The sequence below is a fragment of the Paracoccus lichenicola genome, assembly GCF_009708075.1.
Lineage (GTDB): Bacteria > Pseudomonadota > Alphaproteobacteria > Rhodobacterales > Rhodobacteraceae > Paracoccus > Paracoccus lichenicola.
Genome location: NZ_WMBT01000001.1, coordinates 468,588 through 484,670 on the forward strand (window position 1 = coordinate 468,588; position 16,083 = coordinate 484,670).

General features: G+C 67.1%; 17 protein-coding genes. 7 read left to right on the top strand and 10 right to left on the bottom strand.

What is annotated here, in order from left to right; translation table 11 throughout:
* Positions 1–62 precede the first annotated feature (62 nt).
* Together GIY56_RS02325 and ccmE are read left to right on the top strand one after the other, a co-directional pair.
* Positions 63–875, top strand: a complete 813-nt coding sequence (locus GIY56_RS02325) for a glutamate racemase (protein WP_154763193.1) — start codon at positions 63–65, stop codon at positions 873–875.
* 19 nt (positions 876–894) lie between these two features.
* Complete coding sequence (ccmE, locus tag GIY56_RS02330) at positions 895–1,344, top strand: cytochrome c maturation protein CcmE (RefSeq protein ID WP_154763194.1); 450 nt, start codon at positions 895–897, stop codon at positions 1,342–1,344.
* A gap of 225 nt (positions 1,345–1,569) precedes the next feature.
* Here the strand turns inward: ccmE and GIY56_RS02335 are convergent, their stop codons facing one another.
* A complete protein-coding gene (locus GIY56_RS02335; protein WP_154763195.1) occupies positions 1,570–2,127 on the bottom strand; it encodes a TetR/AcrR family transcriptional regulator in 558 nt (185 codons plus the stop codon).
* 82 nt (positions 2,128–2,209) lie between these two features.
* Here GIY56_RS02335 and GIY56_RS02340 point away from each other — a divergent pair, with 82 nt between their 5' ends.
* Positions 2,210–3,697, top strand: coding sequence for an MFS transporter (locus tag GIY56_RS02340; RefSeq protein WP_154763196.1), 1,488 nt, complete (start codon positions 2,210–2,212; stop codon positions 3,695–3,697).
* Between the two features lie 32 nt (positions 3,698–3,729).
* Positions 3,730–5,181, top strand: coding sequence for a TrkH family potassium uptake protein (locus tag GIY56_RS02345; RefSeq protein ID WP_154763197.1), 1,452 nt, complete (start codon positions 3,730–3,732; stop codon positions 5,179–5,181).
* Here the strand turns inward: GIY56_RS02345 and GIY56_RS02350 are convergent.
* The gene (locus GIY56_RS02350; RefSeq protein ID WP_154763198.1) at positions 5,178–5,693 is read right to left on the bottom strand and encodes a GNAT family N-acetyltransferase; all 516 of its coding nucleotides are present in this window, start codon (positions 5,691–5,693) and stop codon (positions 5,178–5,180) included. The genes GIY56_RS02345 and GIY56_RS02350 overlap by 4 nt on opposite strands.
* Positions 5,690–7,006 (bottom strand): peptidoglycan-binding domain-containing protein, encoded by a 1,317-nt coding sequence (locus GIY56_RS02355; protein ID WP_154763199.1) that lies wholly within the window; start codon positions 7,004–7,006, stop codon positions 5,690–5,692. Before GIY56_RS02355 ends, GIY56_RS02350 begins: the two co-directional genes overlap by 4 nt.
* A 93-nt stretch (positions 7,007–7,099) precedes the next feature.
* Here GIY56_RS02355 and GIY56_RS02360 point away from each other — a divergent pair, with 93 nt between their 5' ends.
* The 3 genes from GIY56_RS02360 to glyS are packed head-to-tail and all read left to right on the top strand — an operon-like array spanning position 7,100 to position 10,811.
* Entirely contained in the window at positions 7,100–8,017 is a 918-nt protein-coding gene (locus tag GIY56_RS02360) for a glycine--tRNA ligase subunit alpha (RefSeq protein ID WP_154763200.1), read from the top strand.
* Positions 8,014–8,478, top strand: a complete 465-nt coding sequence (locus GIY56_RS02365) for a DUF6446 family protein (protein ID WP_154763201.1) — start codon at positions 8,014–8,016, stop codon at positions 8,476–8,478. The genes GIY56_RS02360 and GIY56_RS02365 overlap by 4 nt, the downstream gene beginning before the upstream one ends.
* Positions 8,478–10,811, top strand: coding sequence for a glycine--tRNA ligase subunit beta (gene glyS / locus GIY56_RS02370; RefSeq protein ID WP_154763202.1), 2,334 nt, complete (start codon positions 8,478–8,480; stop codon positions 10,809–10,811). Before GIY56_RS02365 ends, glyS begins: the two co-directional genes overlap by 1 nt.
* A gap of 154 nt (positions 10,812–10,965) precedes the next feature.
* Here the strand turns inward: glyS and GIY56_RS02375 are convergent, their stop codons facing one another.
* From GIY56_RS02375 to sdhC, 7 genes are read right to left on the bottom strand one after another with little or no spacing between them, the layout of a single operon-like run.
* Positions 10,966–11,745, bottom strand: coding sequence for a succinate dehydrogenase iron-sulfur subunit (locus tag GIY56_RS02375; RefSeq protein ID WP_154763203.1), 780 nt, complete (start codon positions 11,743–11,745; stop codon positions 10,966–10,968).
* A gap of 12 nt (positions 11,746–11,757) precedes the next feature.
* On the bottom strand, positions 11,758–12,600 hold the full coding sequence (locus GIY56_RS02380; protein ID WP_154763204.1) for a hypothetical protein: 843 nt from the start codon (positions 12,598–12,600) through the stop codon (positions 11,758–11,760).
* A gap of 3 nt (positions 12,601–12,603) precedes the next feature.
* Positions 12,604–12,903, bottom strand: coding sequence for a hypothetical protein (locus GIY56_RS02385; protein WP_230312225.1), 300 nt, complete (start codon positions 12,901–12,903; stop codon positions 12,604–12,606).
* A 25-nt stretch (positions 12,904–12,928) separates the two neighbouring features.
* Positions 12,929–13,294, bottom strand: a complete 366-nt coding sequence (locus GIY56_RS02390) for a hypothetical protein (RefSeq protein ID WP_196053519.1) — start codon at positions 13,292–13,294, stop codon at positions 12,929–12,931.
* Positions 13,294–15,096 carry a succinate dehydrogenase flavoprotein subunit gene (gene sdhA, locus GIY56_RS02395; protein ID WP_154763205.1) on the bottom strand — a complete coding sequence of 601 codons (1,803 nt, stop codon included), beginning with the start codon at positions 15,094–15,096 and terminating at the stop codon, positions 13,294–13,296. The genes GIY56_RS02390 and sdhA overlap by 1 nt, the downstream gene beginning before the upstream one ends.
* Positions 15,097–15,104: 8 nt before the next feature.
* Entirely contained in the window at positions 15,105–15,491 is a 387-nt protein-coding gene (locus GIY56_RS02400) for a succinate dehydrogenase, hydrophobic membrane anchor protein (protein ID WP_154763206.1), read from the bottom strand.
* Between the two features lie 13 nt (positions 15,492–15,504).
* Positions 15,505–15,897 carry a succinate dehydrogenase, cytochrome b556 subunit gene (sdhC, locus tag GIY56_RS02405; RefSeq protein WP_154763207.1) on the bottom strand — a complete coding sequence of 131 codons (393 nt, stop codon included), beginning with the start codon at positions 15,895–15,897 and terminating at the stop codon, positions 15,505–15,507.
* Positions 15,898–16,083 lie beyond the last annotated feature (186 nt).

Below are 16,083 nucleotides of genomic sequence, written 5' to 3' on the forward strand. Positions count from 1 at the left end.
TCATTTCCAAGATGCGCGATGCGCCGTAAAAAGCGCCTCGCGACAGGAAAAGGGTGGCATCAATGGCGGTAGGCGTTTTCGATTCGGGTCTTGGCGGGCTGACGGTCCATGAGGCCATCGCCGCGCGCCTGCCCGACCTGCCGCTGGTCTATCTGGGCGACAACGCCCACACCCCCTATGGCACCCGCACCGCGGACGACATCTTCGACCTGACCTGCGCGGGCGTCGAGCGGCTGTGGGCCGAAGGCTGCGACCTGGTGATCCTGGCCTGCAACACCGCATCCGCCGCCGCGCTGAAGCGGATGCAGGAAACATGGCTGCCATCGGACAAGCGCGTGCTGGGCGTCTTCGTGCCCCTGATCGAGGCGCTGACCGAACGCCGCTGGGGCGACAATTCGCCGCCCCGGGAAGTCGCGGTCAAGCACGTGGCCCTGTTCGCCACCCCGGCCACGGTCGCCAGCCGCGCCTTTCAGCGGGAACTGGCCTTCCGCGCCGTGGGCGTCGATGTCGAGGCGCAGCCCTGCGGCGGCGTGGTCGATGCCATTGAAATGGGCGACGAAATCCTGGCCGAGGCGCTTGTGGCGTCCCATGTCGAGGCGTTGCTGCGCCGGATGCCCCACCCCGAGGCCGCGGTGCTGGGCTGCACCCATTATCCGCTGGTCCAGGACGCGTTCCAGAAGGCGCTCGGTCCCGATGTCAAGGTTTTCAGCCAGGCGGGGCTGGTGGCGGAAAGCCTGGCTGATTATCTGCAACGCAGGCCCGAATTCCTGGGATCGGGCACGGAATCGAAGAACCTGACGACAGGCGATCCGGTGCGCGTGTCCAGCAAGGCTACGCAATTCCTGCGCCGTCCGATCCACTTCGAGGCAGCATGAGGTCACATCCATGGCAGGCATGAAATCCCTGAAGAAACGCCGCCGCATCCAGGTGATCGTCGCGGCCGCCGTGGCGCTGCTGATCGCGGTCGGCCTGATCGGCTATGGCTTCCGCGACGGCATCAACCTGTACCGCTCGCCCGCGCAGGTGGTCGAGGCCGCGCCGGAACCGGACGAATATTTCCAGCTGGGCGGCTTGGTCAAGGAAGGCTCCATCGTCAACCGCGACGGGGTCCAGTTCGATTTCGTCATCACCGACGGCACGGTGGAAGTCCCCGTCAGCTATGTCGGCCGCGACCCGCGCCCGGATCTGTTCACCGAGGGCCAAGGCACCATCGCCAAGGGATACTATCGCGACGGCCGCTTCGAGGCCCGCGACCTGCTGGCCAAGCATGACGAGACATACATGCCGAAAGAGGTGGTGGACACGCTGAAGGAAAGCGGCGTGTACCAGGATCCGAACAGCTAAGGGCGACATTGCCAGGGCGGGAAAAGGAAACGCATTGCGTTTCCCCCGCCCTTCGCATGACAGTGCCATCAGAGACGGATCGAGCGTGTGACCACGAGAGGCCAGCGCCCGACCTGGTGGGCGTGAAGCGCCCGCCTGGGGCGGGGCGGGCGCTGGCCGGGCCTTTGAGGCCCGTCCGGTTCAACGTCGCCCGCAGCGCGTGGCGAAGGCGATGGCCTTCGCCAGTCAACCGTCGAGGGGGCGCGCGCCCTCCAGCAATCCCGCGATATCCCCAAACACCTCCTGCCATTCCGCATCTTCCAGCGGCATGAAGCGCAGGAAATGCAGCAGGAACGCCCCCTCGCAGGCCAGGAACGCCAACCGGGCGCGGCGGCCCTCGGGCGTATGCGCATCCAGTCCCGTCAGCCGGTCCCGATACCACTCCTGGGTCGAACCCAGATGCTCCGGCGTCTGCATCAGCCCGGCCATCAGGCTGGCGGCCTTGGTCATCGACACCTCGTCCGCCTCTCGCGTGGCCGCCAGATGCGCGCGGATCCGCTGCACCCCGTCCGCGTCCGGCCCGGCCACCGCCGCGAATTTCGCGTCATAATCCCGGTTCCACCGCGCGAACATCGCGTCGATGATGTCGTCCTTGGTCCCGAAGGCATATTGCACGCCCCCCTTGGTGATCCCGCAGGCGCGGGCCAGCGCGTCGATGGTCAGCGCGGCCGCGCCCCGGTTGCGGACCAGATCCTCGGCCGCGTCCAGCAGCTTCTCGCGGTCGATACTGCGCGGTCTTGCCATGAGGCCTCCATTTCCATACGATCGTATTTAAACTGATCCCCGGCGACTCGCCACCGGGTCGCGCCGCAATTTCAGGTGAACCATGCCCGCCCGTTCCCCCTGGCTTGTCCTGGCCGTCGTTTCCAGCGCGCTGTTCCTGATCGTCATCGACATGACGGTGCTTTATACCGCGCTGCCGACGCTGACGCGCGACCTGGGGGCCTCGGCCACGGAAAAGCTGTGGATCGTCAATGCCTATTCGCTGGTCGTGGCGGGGCTGCTGCCCGGCGCGGGGGCGCTTGGCGACCGTTACGGCCACCGGCGGATGTTCATGATCGGGCTGGTGATCTTTGGCGCGGCCTCGCTGGCGGCGGGGTTCGCGCCCTCGTCCGCCCTGCTGATCGCGGCGCGCGCCCTGCTGGCCGTGGGCGCGGCGGCGATGATGCCCGCGACCCTGTCGATCATCCGCCACACCTTCGAGGATCCCGACCAGCGTGCCTTTGCCATCGGCATCTGGGCGGCGGTCGCGTCGGGCGGGGCCGCGCTTGGGCCGGTGATCGGCGGCGCGCTGCTGGAACATTTCCATTGGGGCGCGGTGTTTTTGGTCAACCTGCCGGTGGTGCTGGCGGCGCTGGCGATGACGGCCGCCTTCGTGCCCGCAGGGAAGGGCCACGGGCATCACCCCTTCGACCCGGCGGGATCGCTGCAAATCCTGGTGGGCCTGGTCGGCGTGACGCTGGCCATCAAGGAAATCGCCAGGCCCGATCCGTCGGGATGGGTGCTGGTCCTGTCCGCCGGGGTGGGCCTGGCCGCGCTGACGCTGTTCTTCCGCCGCCTGCGCCGCCAGGCCAACCCGATGATCGACCTGACGCTGTTCCGCGATCCGCGCTTTGCGGGGGGCGTGATCGGCGCGGTCGTCTCGGCCGCGGCCCTGCTGGGGGTGCAGCTTGCCATCACGCAGCGCCTGCAACTGGTCCAAGGGCTGTCGCCGCTGCAAGCCGGGCTGTTCGTCCTGCCCATTCCGCTGGCGTCCTTCGTCGCCGGGCCGGTCGCGGGCCTGATGCTGGGCCGCCTGGGCGCGGGCCGCCTGCTGGCTGCGACCCTGGGGATCAGCGGGGCGGGCATCCTGATCTACGCGGCGGGCTTCGGCCATCGGGGGGTCGAGCTTCTGAGCTTTACCCTGATGGGCGCGGGCATCGGCGCGGCCATGACGGCGGCATCGTCCGCCATCATGCTGAACGCGCCCACTGACCGCGCGGGCATGGCGGCCTCGGTCGAGGAAGTGTCCTATGAACTGGGCGGCGCGCTTGGCATCGCCATGCTGGGCAGCCTGATGGCCGGGATCTACAGCGCCAACCTTGCCGCCGCGGGCGGTTGGGGACCTGAGGCCACGGATTCGCTCGACGGCGCCCTGGCCCTGGCCGCGACCCTGCCCGCGCCCCAGGCCGGCCGCTTGCTGGACATCGCCAATGCCGCCTTCGACCGGGCCACGGGCGTGGTCGCGCTGACGGCGGGGCTGACGCTGCTGGGGGCGGCGTTCTGGGTGGGCCGGATCGACCGTGCGGGCAAGGCGGTTCAGCAGGGCGCTTGACGCCTGCCCGGGGGCGGGGCAAGCACAAGGCCATGATCGACATTCGCCCCGTGGCCCATCCGATCGGCAAGATCATCGTGACCCTGGGGGTTGCGATGCTGGCGCCCATGCTGGTGGACTGGTGGCACGGCAATCCGCATTGGGAAATCTTCCTGCAATGTGGCGTGCTGACGATGGTGGCCGGCACGCTGGTCTCGGTCGCGACCTGGGGCGATTACCGCAGCCTGTCGATCCACCAGGCGTTCCTGCTGACCTCCGGCCTCTGGGCGGTGCTGCCCCTGTTCGGCGCCCTGCCCTTCATGCTGGGCCAGCCCCATGCCGGCTTCACGGACGCCTATTTCGAGGCCATGTCGGGCGTCACCACCACCGGCACCACGGCCTTCCCGGAACTGGACATCCTGCCGCGCGGCACGCATCTGTGGCGCGCCATCCTGCACTGGATCGGCGGCCTGGGGATCGTCGTCGTGGCGATGGTGTTCCTGCCGGTCATGAAGGTCGGCGGGATGCAGTTCTTCCGGTCCGAGGGCTTCGACACCCTGGGCAAGATCATGCCCCGCGCGGGCGAGATCGCGGCCGAGATGACGCGCATCTACGTCATGCTGACGGGTTTCTGCACCGTGACCTATCTGCTCTTGGGCATGAACGGGTTCGACGCCATCGTGCAGGCCTTCGGCACGGTGTCCACCGGGGGCTTTTCCAACTATGACGCCAGCTTCGGGGCCTTCCTGGGTCCGCTGGAATGGGCGGCGTCGGTCTTCATGGTGCTGGCGTCCCTGCCCTTCATCCGGCTGGTCCAGGGAATGCGCGGGCATTTCACGCCGATCTGGCAGGACATGCAGGTTCGCGCCTATTTGCGCTGGATCCTGTATGCCTGCGCGATTATCGTGGCCTATCGGTTGATGGTCCTGCGGCACCCGGGCAATGTCTTCGACATCCTGCGGGAAACCGTGTTCAACACCGTGTCCACCTTTTCGGGCACCGGGTTCTTTTCGGCCAATGTCCTGGAATGGGGCCACCTGCCCATCGCGGTGCTGATCATCTGCGGCCTGATCGGCGGCTGCACGGGATCGACCGCCTGCTCGGTCAAGGTGTTCCGCTATCTGGTGCTGTTCCAGGCCGTGCGCGCGCAGCTGCGCCGGATGCATTCGCCGCACCGCGTCTATGCCCTGCGCTACGAGGGCCGCCCGCTGGATCAGGACGTGATCGATTCGGTCATGGCCTTCTTCACGCTGTTCATGCTGACCTTCGGGTTGCTGATCGTGGGCCTGTCGCTGACCGGCCTGCACCCCCGCACCGCGCTGACCGCCGCCTGGACCGCCATCGCCAACATCGGTCCCGTCTGGGGACCCGAGATCACCGCCAACGGTTCCGTCGTCCGCTTTCCCGAAGCGGCCAAGTGGCTGATGATCCTGGGCATGTATCTGGGCCGGCTGGAGCTGGTGTCGGTCCTGGTCCTGCTGATCCCGCGGTTCTGGCGGGGTTAGGGGCGGCGCATCTGGAGTTGCTTTTCAAAAAACATGTCCGGGTAAGGATCGTCGTTGAAGCGGTCGATCCGTGTCCAGCCGGTCTTGCGATAAAGGGCCACCGCTTCGGCCAGGGTGCTGTTGGTGTCCAGCATCAGCCGATGAATGCCAAGGTCCACGGCCCGTGCCTCGATCTCGTCCATCAGGCGCCGGGATAGGCCATGGCCGCGCGCAGCCGGCGCGACCCAGACACGCTTGACCTCGGCCTCGCCCCGGCCAAGCCCCTTCAGTCCGGCGCAGCCTATCGGCAGATCGCCCGACCATGCGATCAGAAACACCCCGCGCGGCGGCACCATGTCGTCCGCCTCGGGATCACGGGACAGGGACACGTCAAATCCCTGCGGAAACCGCCGCGCGAGTTCGTCGTAATACTGGCGCAGGCAATCACGGGCCGCAGCGTCGCGAGGATCGGCTGGCGCGATCCTTGCAGCCGCCGGAAGACCGGACGGGCCAGTCTTTCCATCGCCACTCAAGGCTGGGTCGGCATGGCCGCTTTGCCTGTCGCCCCCTCATTCGCCCCCGGACCCTTGCGCGCAAAGCTGTCCGACATCTCGGCCGCGATCCGCGCCTGACCCTGCGCGTCCGCCGCGGGCCAGATCAGGACAAACCCCTCGGCCCGGCCGTCGCGGACCCAGCCTTCGGCGCGGCCGACATGGGCGTCGTTCGCGCCTTCCAGCAGGACATGGCCGGGCTTGATGTCGCGGACGGGCTGCGGCACCCAGCCAAGGGCCGTCACCAGCCCCGACAGATCCAGCAGTTCCTGTTGCCCGCCGGGCTGGCTGAACAGGATCAGCGCCGCGCCCGACCCGTCCCTGGGGCCATAGATCGACAGCGCGCGTTCGGTCCGGTCGAATTGCAGCCGGTCCATGGGCGCCAGGACCGACAGGCCCGTGGCCGCGTCCTCCAGCGTCACCAGCCCGACCTCGGCCCGCCAGGCATCGCGGCGGGCGATCAACTCGCGCATGGCCGCGCCGGGATCGGGCGGCAGGCGGTTCGCCAGGATCGCGGCCTTGATCGCGTCGCGGGTGCGGGGACCGGTCTTGCCGTCGATCTCGCCATCATAAACGCCCGCCCATCGCAGCGCGCGCTGCACCTGATCCAGCGGCGGCATCTCGGCGGGCGCCGTGGGCGGCGCGGGCAGGTCGGGGGCCTCGCCCGCCTCAATCACCGATCCAAGCTCGGCGGCATCCGACACGAAGGCGTCGTCGGGGACCAGATCGCCGTCCTTGAAGACATCCAGCCAGGCATCGGCGGCGGCGCGGTCCACAGGTCCCAGCACCACCCCGAACCAGCCGTTCGGAAGCTGCGCCAGCCCGGCCTCGGGGAAGGTCTTGCGCCATTCGGCCAGGGCGGCGTCGGCCTCCGCGCGCGCCTGCACCGATTGCAGGCGCAGATAGGCGCCCGGCGCGGGCAGATCGGGCGGCAGGGCGGCGGGTTCGGCAACCTCGGCAACCGGCGCATCGGCCTGGGACGCCGGATCGCCCACAGGTGTCAGCACCACGTCGCCTTCCGGCACGGTAACGAAGCTGTCTTGCGGGATCTGCCCTGCCTTCTTCAGCGCCTCGATCCGCGCGCCCGCCTCCTCGGGCGTCAGGGGACCGATGGCGATGGCGGTCCAGCCGCGCGGCAGGGGGAACGTCACCACGTCGTTGAACTGGCCGGCCCAGCGGGCGGCGGCCCCTGCCGCCTCGGCATCGTGCTTGGATTCGATGCGGATGACGGCATCCTGTGCAAAGCCCGCCAGCGGCAACCCTGCCGCCATCACCACCAAAGCCCAACGCCGCATCCCCGTCCCCCTTGTTGGCCTTTATTGACCCTGTTCCCCGCCCCGCCTAGAAGGCGCGCAAGCATGTGCTGATCTATGCAAAGGACGGCCCCGATGACCAGCCCCAACCGACCCCGCAGCTTCCAGGAAATCATCCTGCGGTTGCAGAATTACTGGGCCGCCCAGGGCTGCGCCGTCCTGCAACCCTATGACATGGAGGTCGGCGCGGGCACCTTTCACCCCGCCACCACGCTGCGCGCCCTGGGCGGGCGGTCCTGGGCTGCCGCCTATGTCCAGCCCTCGCGCCGCCCGACCGACGGGCGCTATGGCGAGAACCCCAACCGCCTGCAGCATTATTACCAGTATCAGGTGATCATCAAGCCAAGCCCCGCGAACCTGCAGGATCTGTATCTGGGCAGCCTGCGTGCCATCGGCCTGGACCCCATGATCCACGATGTCCGCTTCGTCGAGGACGACTGGGAGTCCCCGACCCTCGGCGCATGGGGCCTTGGGTGGGAGGTCTGGTGCGACGGGATGGAGGTCAGCCAGTTCACCTATTTCCAGCAGGTCGGCGGCCACGACTGCCGCCCGGTGTCGGGCGAGCTGACCTATGGGCTGGAGCGTCTGGCGATGTATGTCCTGGGGGTGGAACATGTGATGGACATGCCCTTCAACGACCCCGAGGCACCGATCCCGCTGACCTATGGCGACATCTTCCGCCAGACCGAGCGCGAATATTCCCGCTGGAACTTCGACGTGGCCGACACCGACACCCTGTTCCAGCACTTCAAGGACGCCGAGGCCGAATGCGCCCGCATCCTGTCCGCCGACCCGGTGGACGGCGCGGGCCGCACGATCCCCATGGCGCACCCGGCCTATGACCAGGCGATCAAGGCCAGCCACATCTTCAACCTGCTGGACGCGCGCGGGGTGATCTCGGTCACGGAACGGCAGGCCTATATCGGCCGGGTGCGCGCGCTGGCGAAAGCCTGCGCCGACCTGTTCGTGACCACGGACGCGGCCCAGGCATGAACGGCAAGATCGTCGGCATCGGGTTGCTGGTCATCGGCGCGGTCGCGGGCGGCGGCATGTGGTATCTGCAGGAATACCATTTCTACGACCGCATCCCCGCCACTGACACGATGATCGTGCAGACCGCCGCCGGCCCCGCCACGGTCCCGGTGACCGACTTCCAGGGCATCGACGCCGACAGCTCGCCCCTGCGCTGGCGGGCCTGCGCGGTGCTGTCCGAACAGCCCGCCGACCCCGTCCCCTTCGACGGCGCGACGCCCTTGGGCGCGCCCGGCTGGTTCGACTGCTTCGACCACGGGCAGTTGACAACGGATCTCGCCTCGGGCGCGGCGCGCGCCGTCCTGGGCCAGGCCGAGATCCGCCCCGACGTGGACCGCGTGCTGGCGATCTATCCCGACGGCCGCGTCTATGGCTGGCACCAATACAACGACAAGACCCCGGAACGCGGAGTGATGGACTGATGCCCGACTTGCTGATCGAACTGTTCTCCGAGGAAATCCCCGCCCGGATGCAGGCCCGCGCCCGCGAGGATCTGAAGAAGCTTGTGACCGACGGCCTGGTGAACGCCGGACTGACCTATGCGTCCGCCGGTGCCTTCAGCACCCCCCGCCGCCTGACCCTGGCAATCGAGGGACTAACGGCACAGAGTGCAGTTCTCCGAGAGGAAAAAAAGGGGCCGCCGATTGACGGCAGAGACGAAGCAATTATCGGATTTCTACGTGGCGCAGGATTTGAAGCAGAGCCGAAATGGTATGCTGAGCGGATCCAATCACTACGAGACGGAAATGTTTTAACTAGCGACTATGTACTTGTGAGAGTAGGGGAGCAAAAAGGAAAGCGCTTCCTATTTGCTGGTTTTGAGTATCCCGGCCGCCCGGCCGCCGAGATCGTGGCCGAGGTGCTGGACGCCACCATCCGCAACTTCCCCTGGCCCAAGTCGATGCGGTGGGGCGCGGGGTCGCTCCGCTGGGTGCGCCCGCTGCACTCCATCCTCTGCCTGCTGTCGGACGAGGCGGGCGCCACCGTCGTCCCCCTGACCGTCGAGGGCATCGCGGCGGGCAACACCACGCGCGGCCACCGCTTCCTGTCCCCCGACGCCTTCACCGTCACGGGCTTTGACGACTATGCCGCGAAACTCCGCCGCGCCCATGTGATTCTCGACAGCCACGAGCGCGAGGAAGCCATCCGCCAGGGCGCCGAAAACCTCGCCTTCGCGCGCGGCTGGCAGATCGTCCCCGACGACACCCTGCTGTCCGAGGTCGCCGGCCTCGTCGAATGGCCCGTCCCCCTGATGGGCGTGATCGAGCAGCGTTTCCTGGACCTGCCGCCCGAGGTCCTGCAAACCTCGATGAAGGAACACCAGAAGTTCTTCTCGGCCCGAAACCCCAAGACCGGCCGCATCGAAGGCTTCGTCACCGTCGCCAACATCGAGACCCCGGACGACGGCGCGACGATCCTGGCCGGGAACCAGCGGGTTCTGGCAGCGCGCCTGTCGGACGCGGCGTTCTTCTGGGAAAACGACCTGCGCGAGGCGAAGGCGGGGATGGGGGCTTGGGCCGAAGGTCTGAAATCGGTGACGTTCCACAACAAGCTGGGCAGCCAGGCTGACCGGATCGAGCGCATCGCCGCCTTGGCGCGAGAGATCGCGCCTCTGGTCGGCGCCGATGCGGACCAGGCCGAACAGGCCGCGCGCTTGGCGAAACTGGACCTGCGCAGCGCCATGGTGGGCGAGTTCCCCGAACTGCAAGGCACCATGGGCCGATATTACGCGCTTGCCGCAGGCCAACCCGAGGCTGTGGCCGACGCCGCCCGCGACCACTACTCGCCGCTTGGCCCGTCGGATGATGTGCCGACTGCGCCGGTGTCGGTGGCAGTGGCTTTGGCTGACAAGATCGATACGCTGACGGGGTTTTGGGCAATTGATGAGAAGCCCACAGGGTCGAAGGATCCCTATGCGCTGCGTCGGGCGGCATTGGGGGTTATTCGGCTGGTGCTGGGAAATAAAGTTAGACTTTCGACGAAAGAGGTAGTTGAGCAAACCATTTTGCGAGAGTTTATTCCACCTGCGCAAACCCTTGGTCAGAATGAAAGCGCCAAGGTTGATTCCTTAGAACGCAAACTTGCAGATCTGAACTGGCATCCCACGCTTCTTGGCTCCGGGTTGGCTTCGCGAAGCGATGCTGAAGCCGAACTTATGACGCTGAAGGCCGAGGCTGAAGAAGCAGTTGCACATCGTGACAACGTGCTTGCACGCCTTGCTGCGGCTCCTGCCGACCTCCTCTCCTTCCTCCACGACCGCCTCAAGGTCCATCTCCGCGACCAGGGCATCCGCCACGACATCATCGACGCCGTGCTGGCGCAGCTCGGCAACGACGACCTCGTGCTGGTCGCGCGTCGCGCCACCGCGCTGAACGCCATGCTGCAAACCGAGGATGGCCGGAACCTGACCCAGGGCCTCAAGCGCGCCGGGAACATCCTGGCGCAGGCCGAGGACAAGGACGGCGTCGAATACAGCTTCGGCGCGGACGTGAAGTTCGCGGAAACCAAGGAGGAACGCGCCCTGTTCGCCGCCCTCGACACCGCGGAACCCGCGATCAAGCAGGCCATCGCGGCGGAAGACTTCCCCGCCGCCATGACCGCCATCGCGCGCCTGCGCTCCCCCATCGACGCCTTCTTCGACACGGTGCAGGTCAACACCGACCACCAAATCGTGCGCCGCAACCGCCTGAACCTGCTGCACCGCATCCGCGCCGCAGGCCAGCAGATCGCGGATTTCACCAAGGTCGAAGGCTGAGGAACGCCCGGAAAAAGGTCCAGTGAACCTTTTTCAGTGACGAACGCGCGAAGCGCAGGCGAAAGGGCCAGAGGACAACCCTCCAGCCCTTTTCACCTTTGCACAAATATCCCGGGGTCCGGGGGCTGGCCCCCGGCTGTCGCGGGACGCAAAATCACACCATCCGGTCAACCATCATGTGCTTGATCGACGCGATCGCCTTGGCCGGGTTCAGCCCCTTGGGGCAGGTGTTGGTGCAGTTCATGATCGTGTGGCAGCGATAGAGCTTGAAGGGATCCTCCAACTCGTCCAGCCGCTCGCCCGTCGCCTCGTCGCGGCTGTCGATAATCCAGCGATAGGCATTCAACAGCGCGGCGGGGCCAAGGTAACGGTCGCCGTTCCACCAATAGGACGGGCAGGCGGTGGAACAGGAGGCGCAGAGGATGCACTCGTAAAGCCCGTCCAGCTTCTTGCGGTCCTCGATGGACTGCTTCCATTCCTTGCCGGGCGTGGGCGACTTGGTGATCAGGTAGGGGTTCACCGAAGCGTGCTGGGCATAGAAATGCGTCAGATCCGGGACCAGATCCTTGACCACCGGCATGTGCGGCAGGGGATAGATGGAAATGTCGCCCTTCACCTCGTCGATGCCGTAGATGCAGGCCAGGTGGTTGCCACCGTCGATGTTCATCGCGCAGGATCCGCAGATCCCCTCACGGCAGGACCGGCGGAAGGACAGCGTCGGGTCGATGTCGTTCTTGATCTTGATCAGCGCGTCCAGGATCATCGGCCCGCATTTGTCGGTGTCGACGAAATAGGTGTCCAGGCGCGGGTTTTCGCCGGTGTTCGGATCCCAGCGATAGATCGTGAACTTGCGGACGTTGGCCGCGCCCTCGGGGCGGGGCCAGGTCTTGCCGACCCGGATCTGGCTGTTCTTGGGCAGGGTGAACTGGACCATTGGGTGCTCCTCTCAGGAAGTGCCTTCGGACGGCGCGGTGGCCGTGAACAGATGTTCGTTGCGCGCCACAAGGTCGGCGATCCGGCCACGCGCATGGGGATGAAGCGCAAGGCCGTTCAGCCTGCGCAGGAATTCGGTGGCGCCCTCGCTCAGGCGGCCGTTGGTCGGCCCGTCCAGCGGCTCCAGCGCGTCGATCCGCGCGTCGTCCAGACCGGCATGGCGCAGAAGCTGGCGGCCGGGACGCAGGGGGTCGGCCTCGTCCTCCAGCTTGAAGCGGGTCAGGCGCCCGCCGACCTCGGTCCCCAGGCGGCGGATCAGGTCGCCCCAGCCTGGAAGATCGGCAGTCTCGGCCTCGAATTCAAGCAGGCTGCGCTGATAACCGTCGGTCCGCACCGCCTGCGCCCAGACCGAGGGGCGCCACGACTTCTGGTTGCGGGTGTAGATCACGAAGTCCGGGGCGAAATCGCGCGCCTCGGCCAGCAGCAGCGCGGCGATCTGCGGCAGGGCCGGATAAAGCCGCGTCTCGCCACCATTGCCGGGCATGGCGCCCGCCAGGTTCTCGTGGCTGATCAAGGCGGGAATGTCGTTCGCAGGCAGCGTGTCCAGCACCTCGCGAAAGGCCAGCCGCAGGGCCTTGGCCCCGTCGTCCGACGGGTTCAGGCTGAAGCCGATGGCCGCCCGGCCCAGGGGGCGCATGGGCGATCCCTCCTCGGGCGTGCGGACGACCAGATGCCCGGACAGCGCGTCGGCATTGCGGCGCAGATGCCGCTGGATCGAGGTGCTGCCGGTCTTCTGAACGCCCAGATGAACGATCAGGCGCCGCGCCCCCTGCCCTTTCCGTCCCGTGCCCGCCATGGTTCAGCCCGTCCAGCCCGGCTGGTCCGCCAGCGGGCGGCGCGGCGGCTGGCCCGACCGGCGCTGCACGCAGCGGTCATAAACCTGCGCGGGATCGCGCCCCATCAGGTAATCGCCCGACAGATCCACCGACACGCTGCCGAAGCCGCGCGTGTCGCCGTCAAAGCCGGTGCCGATGCCCACCGCGACATTGGTGCGCGGGCGCACGGCCAGTTCGGCGTCGCGCAGGCAGGTCACTTCGGCCTGCTCGACCGGCACCGGGCCGCAGGCGGACAAGGCCGCCAGCAGCGGTATCGCGACCATCACTCCCGCCCGCGCGCGCATCATGTCACGCCGTGCGTGCCGCAGCGGCGATGCACTGCGTGGTGGCGGGCCGCGAGACGATCGCCGCCACGCTGTCCGCCGTGCCCGTCACGCCTGCGCGCGAGGCCTGGGCGATGTCGATCAGTTCCGCCGTGGTGGCGTTGTTGACCACGCAATCGGTATAGGGCGCGACATTGGCGCCGGGCAGGCGCTTTTCCATTTCCGCGTTGATCACCGTCCGGGCCACCTGTCGCGAGGCCGCGTCCAGCACCGTCGGCGCGGTGACGACGGCGGGCGGGGTGGTGACGGTCGTCGCAGGCGGCACGGGCGCCACGCAGCCCGCCAGCGTGGCGGCGGCAAGGCCAAGGGCGGCGAAAGTCTGGAAACGCATCAGTAAACCCTCTTTTTCGGAGCAATCTTCTTCAGGTCGATCCCGCCATCTGCTTCCGTCGTCAGGGGGTCCAGATGAACGGGGCGGTAATCCAGTTTAACCGCGTTTCCGTCCACCCATGCAAGCGAGTGCTTGCGCCAGTTGGCGTCGTCCCGCTCGGGCCAGTCCTCGTGGGCATGGGCGCCCCGGCTTTCCTTCCTCGCCTCGGCCGCGACGATGGTCGCCAGGGCGTTCGGCATCAGGTTGGTCAGCTCCAGCGTTTCCATCAGGTCGCTGTTCCAGATCAGGCCCCGGTCGGTGACGCGGATGTCGTCCATCTTGGACGCGATGGCGGTCATCTTCTCGGCGCCCTCGGCCAGAGTCTTGTCGGTGCGGAACACCGCCGCGTCGGCCTGCATGGTGCGCTGCATCTCCAGCCGCAGTTCCGCCGTGCCCATCGTGCCGTTGGCATGGCGCAAGCCGTCGAAACGGGACAGCGCCTTGTCCACCTGGGCCTGGTTCGTTTCGGGGATATGCCCTTCGCGGTCGATCACCTGGCCTGCGCGGATCGCGGCGGCGCGGCCGAACACCACAAGGTCGATCAGGCTGTTCGACCCCAGCCGGTTCGCGCCATGGACGGACGCGCAGCCCGCCTCGCCCACGGCCATAAGGCCGGGAAAGATCGCGTCGGGGTCATCAGTAGTGGGCGCCAGAACCTCGCCCCAATAGTTCGTGGGGATGCCGCCCATGTTGTAATGGACCGTGGGCAGGATCGGGATCGGCTGCTTGGTCACATCGACGCCTGCAAAGATCTTGGCCGATTCGCTGATGCCGGGCAGCCGTTCGGCCAGGGCCTCGGGCGGCAGATGCATCAGGTTCAGATACATGTGGTCCTTGTCGGGACCCACCCCGCGGCCTTCGCGGATCTCGATGGTGATGCAGCGGGACACCACGTCACGCGACGCCAGATCCTTGTAGGTGGGCGCGTAGCGTTCCATGAACCGCTCGCCTTCGGAGTTCGTCAGATAGCCCCCCTCGCCCCGCGCGCCCTCGGTGATCAGGCAGCCCGAGCCGTAGATGCCGGTCGGGTGGAACTGCACGAATTCCATGTCCTGCAAAGGCAGGCCCGCGCGCGCCACCATGCCGCCGCCGTCGCCGGTGCAGGTATGGGCGCTTGTCGCGCTGAAATAGGCGCGGCCATAGCCGCCGGTCGCCAGCACCACCATCTTGGCGTTGAAGACATGGATCGTGCCATCGTCCAGCTTCCAGCAGACGACGCCGGTGCAGGCGCCGTCCGTGACGATCAGGTCGATGGCGAAGTATTCGATGAAGAATTCCGCGTTGTTCTTCAGCGACTGGCCGTAAAGCGTGTGCAGGATCGCGTGGCCGGTGCGGTCGGCGGCGGCGCAGGTGCGCTGCACGGGGGGGCCTTCGCCGTATTCGGTGGTGTGGCCGCCGAAGGGCCGCTGGTAGATCTTGCCTTCCTCGGTCCGGGAAAACGGCACGCCGTAATGTTCCAGCTCATAGACGGCCTTGGGCGCTTCGCGCGCCAGGTATTCCATGGCGTCGGTGTCGCCCAGCCAGTCGGACCCCTTGACGGTGTCGTACATGTGCCATTGCCAGCTGTCCGGTCCCATGTTCGACAGCGACGCCGCGATGCCGCCCTGCGCCGCGACGGTGTGCGACCGCGTGGGGAACACCTTGGTCACGCAGGCCGTGCGCAGCCCCTGTTCGGCCATGCCCAGCGTCGCGCGCAGGCCCGCACCGCCCGCGCCCACCACGACCACGTCGTAATCATGCGTATGAATGTCGTAAGCTGCCATGATGCCCCTCAGATCGCGACGGTGACAAGGGTCATCTTGGCCAGGGCAAAGATTGCCGCCGCGATGACCGCCCAGGAAAAGACCACCGAGACGATGATCGCCACCTTGCGCGCCGTGTGTTGGAAATAGTCGTCGATCATGATCCGGGTGCCCCGGATGAAATGGGCCATGCCCACGACGATGAACAGCGCCGTGATCAGCGCCGGATAGGGACGGCCGAAATAGGCCACCAGTTCGGGATGCGGCAGGCCGATCGCGTTGGCGATCACCAGCATGAAGGCCGGGACCAGCAGCACGAGGGCGCAGGACGTGACGGTCAGGAACCAGTGGTCGGCGGTACCGCTGTGGGCGGAACCCAGGCCCATGGCCGCCTTGCGGGGGGTGATATAGCGCATGGTTGCCTTGCCCTTATGCGAAGAAGAACAGGATCAGGGACAGCAGCGTCAGCACCACGGACCCGATGATGATGGCCCAGCTTGCACGCTCGGCCTCCTCGATCCGCAGCAACTGGCCCGCGTCGTAGAACAGGTGCCGGATGCCCGCCAGCGTGTGGAACCACAGCGCCCAGGCCGATCCGGTCAGCACGATGAAGCCGATCCAGGACCGCACCACCCAGTCGGCGGCGGCAAAGGCGCGCGGCCCGCTGACGGCGGCCACCAGCCACCAGACCAGCAGCAGGATGCCCGCGACAAGCGCGTGCCCCGTGATCCGCGTCATGATCGAGGTCACGGCCGCCATGGGCAGGCGATAGACTTGCATATGGGGGGAAAGCGGCCGGTTGCCCCGGTTCACATCGGCCATGATGCGGCGCTCCTTCAAACGGTTGGCTCGACCCGGCGCAGGCACGGCTGGCCTCGCGGGCTGGCGATTGACGCGTTACTGTCGTGATTTGTTTCCTCTGTCATCGGCATACAACAGAGTTCCGGCGGATTTTCCGCCCAACGCAGACTTTGTGATCACGACCTGCAAAGCCGTGATCACAACCCA

What these genes read in the sequence shown, in the direction of transcription:
- GIY56_RS02325 (WP_154763193.1), top strand. Translation starts at nt 63, where the DNA reads ATGGCGGTAGGCGTTTTCGATTCGGGTCTTGGCGGGCTGACGGTCCAT.
- ccmE (WP_154763194.1), top strand. Translation starts at nt 895, where the DNA reads ATGAAATCCCTGAAGAAACGCCGCCGCATCCAGGTGATCGTCGCGGCC.
- GIY56_RS02335 (WP_154763195.1), bottom strand. Translation starts at nt 2,127, where the DNA reads ATGGCAAGACCGCGCAGTATCGACCGCGAGAAGCTGCTGGACGCGGCC.
- GIY56_RS02340 (WP_154763196.1), top strand. Translation starts at nt 2,210, where the DNA reads ATGCCCGCCCGTTCCCCCTGGCTTGTCCTGGCCGTCGTTTCCAGCGCG.
- GIY56_RS02345 (WP_154763197.1), top strand. Translation starts at nt 3,730, where the DNA reads ATGATCGACATTCGCCCCGTGGCCCATCCGATCGGCAAGATCATCGTG.
- GIY56_RS02355 (WP_154763199.1), bottom strand. Translation starts at nt 7,006, where the DNA reads ATGCGGCGTTGGGCTTTGGTGGTGATGGCGGCAGGGTTGCCGCTGGCG.
- GIY56_RS02360 (WP_154763200.1), top strand. Translation starts at nt 7,100, where the DNA reads ATGACCAGCCCCAACCGACCCCGCAGCTTCCAGGAAATCATCCTGCGG.
- GIY56_RS02365 (WP_154763201.1), top strand. Translation starts at nt 8,014, where the DNA reads ATGAACGGCAAGATCGTCGGCATCGGGTTGCTGGTCATCGGCGCGGTC.
- glyS (WP_154763202.1), top strand. Translation starts at nt 8,478, where the DNA reads ATGCCCGACTTGCTGATCGAACTGTTCTCCGAGGAAATCCCCGCCCGG.
- GIY56_RS02375 (WP_154763203.1), bottom strand. Translation starts at nt 11,745, where the DNA reads ATGGTCCAGTTCACCCTGCCCAAGAACAGCCAGATCCGGGTCGGCAAG.
- GIY56_RS02380 (WP_154763204.1), bottom strand. Translation starts at nt 12,600, where the DNA reads ATGGCGGGCACGGGACGGAAAGGGCAGGGGGCGCGGCGCCTGATCGTT.
- GIY56_RS02385 (WP_230312225.1), bottom strand. Translation starts at nt 12,903, where the DNA reads ATGGTCGCGATACCGCTGCTGGCGGCCTTGTCCGCCTGCGGCCCGGTG.
- GIY56_RS02390 (WP_196053519.1), bottom strand. Translation starts at nt 13,294, where the DNA reads ATGCGTTTCCAGACTTTCGCCGCCCTTGGCCTTGCCGCCGCCACGCTG.
- sdhA (WP_154763205.1), bottom strand. Translation starts at nt 15,096, where the DNA reads ATGGCAGCTTACGACATTCATACGCATGATTACGACGTGGTCGTGGTG.
- GIY56_RS02400 (WP_154763206.1), bottom strand. Translation starts at nt 15,491, where the DNA reads ATGCGCTATATCACCCCCCGCAAGGCGGCCATGGGCCTGGGTTCCGCC.
- sdhC (WP_154763207.1), bottom strand. Translation starts at nt 15,897, where the DNA reads ATGGCCGATGTGAACCGGGGCAACCGGCCGCTTTCCCCCCATATGCAA.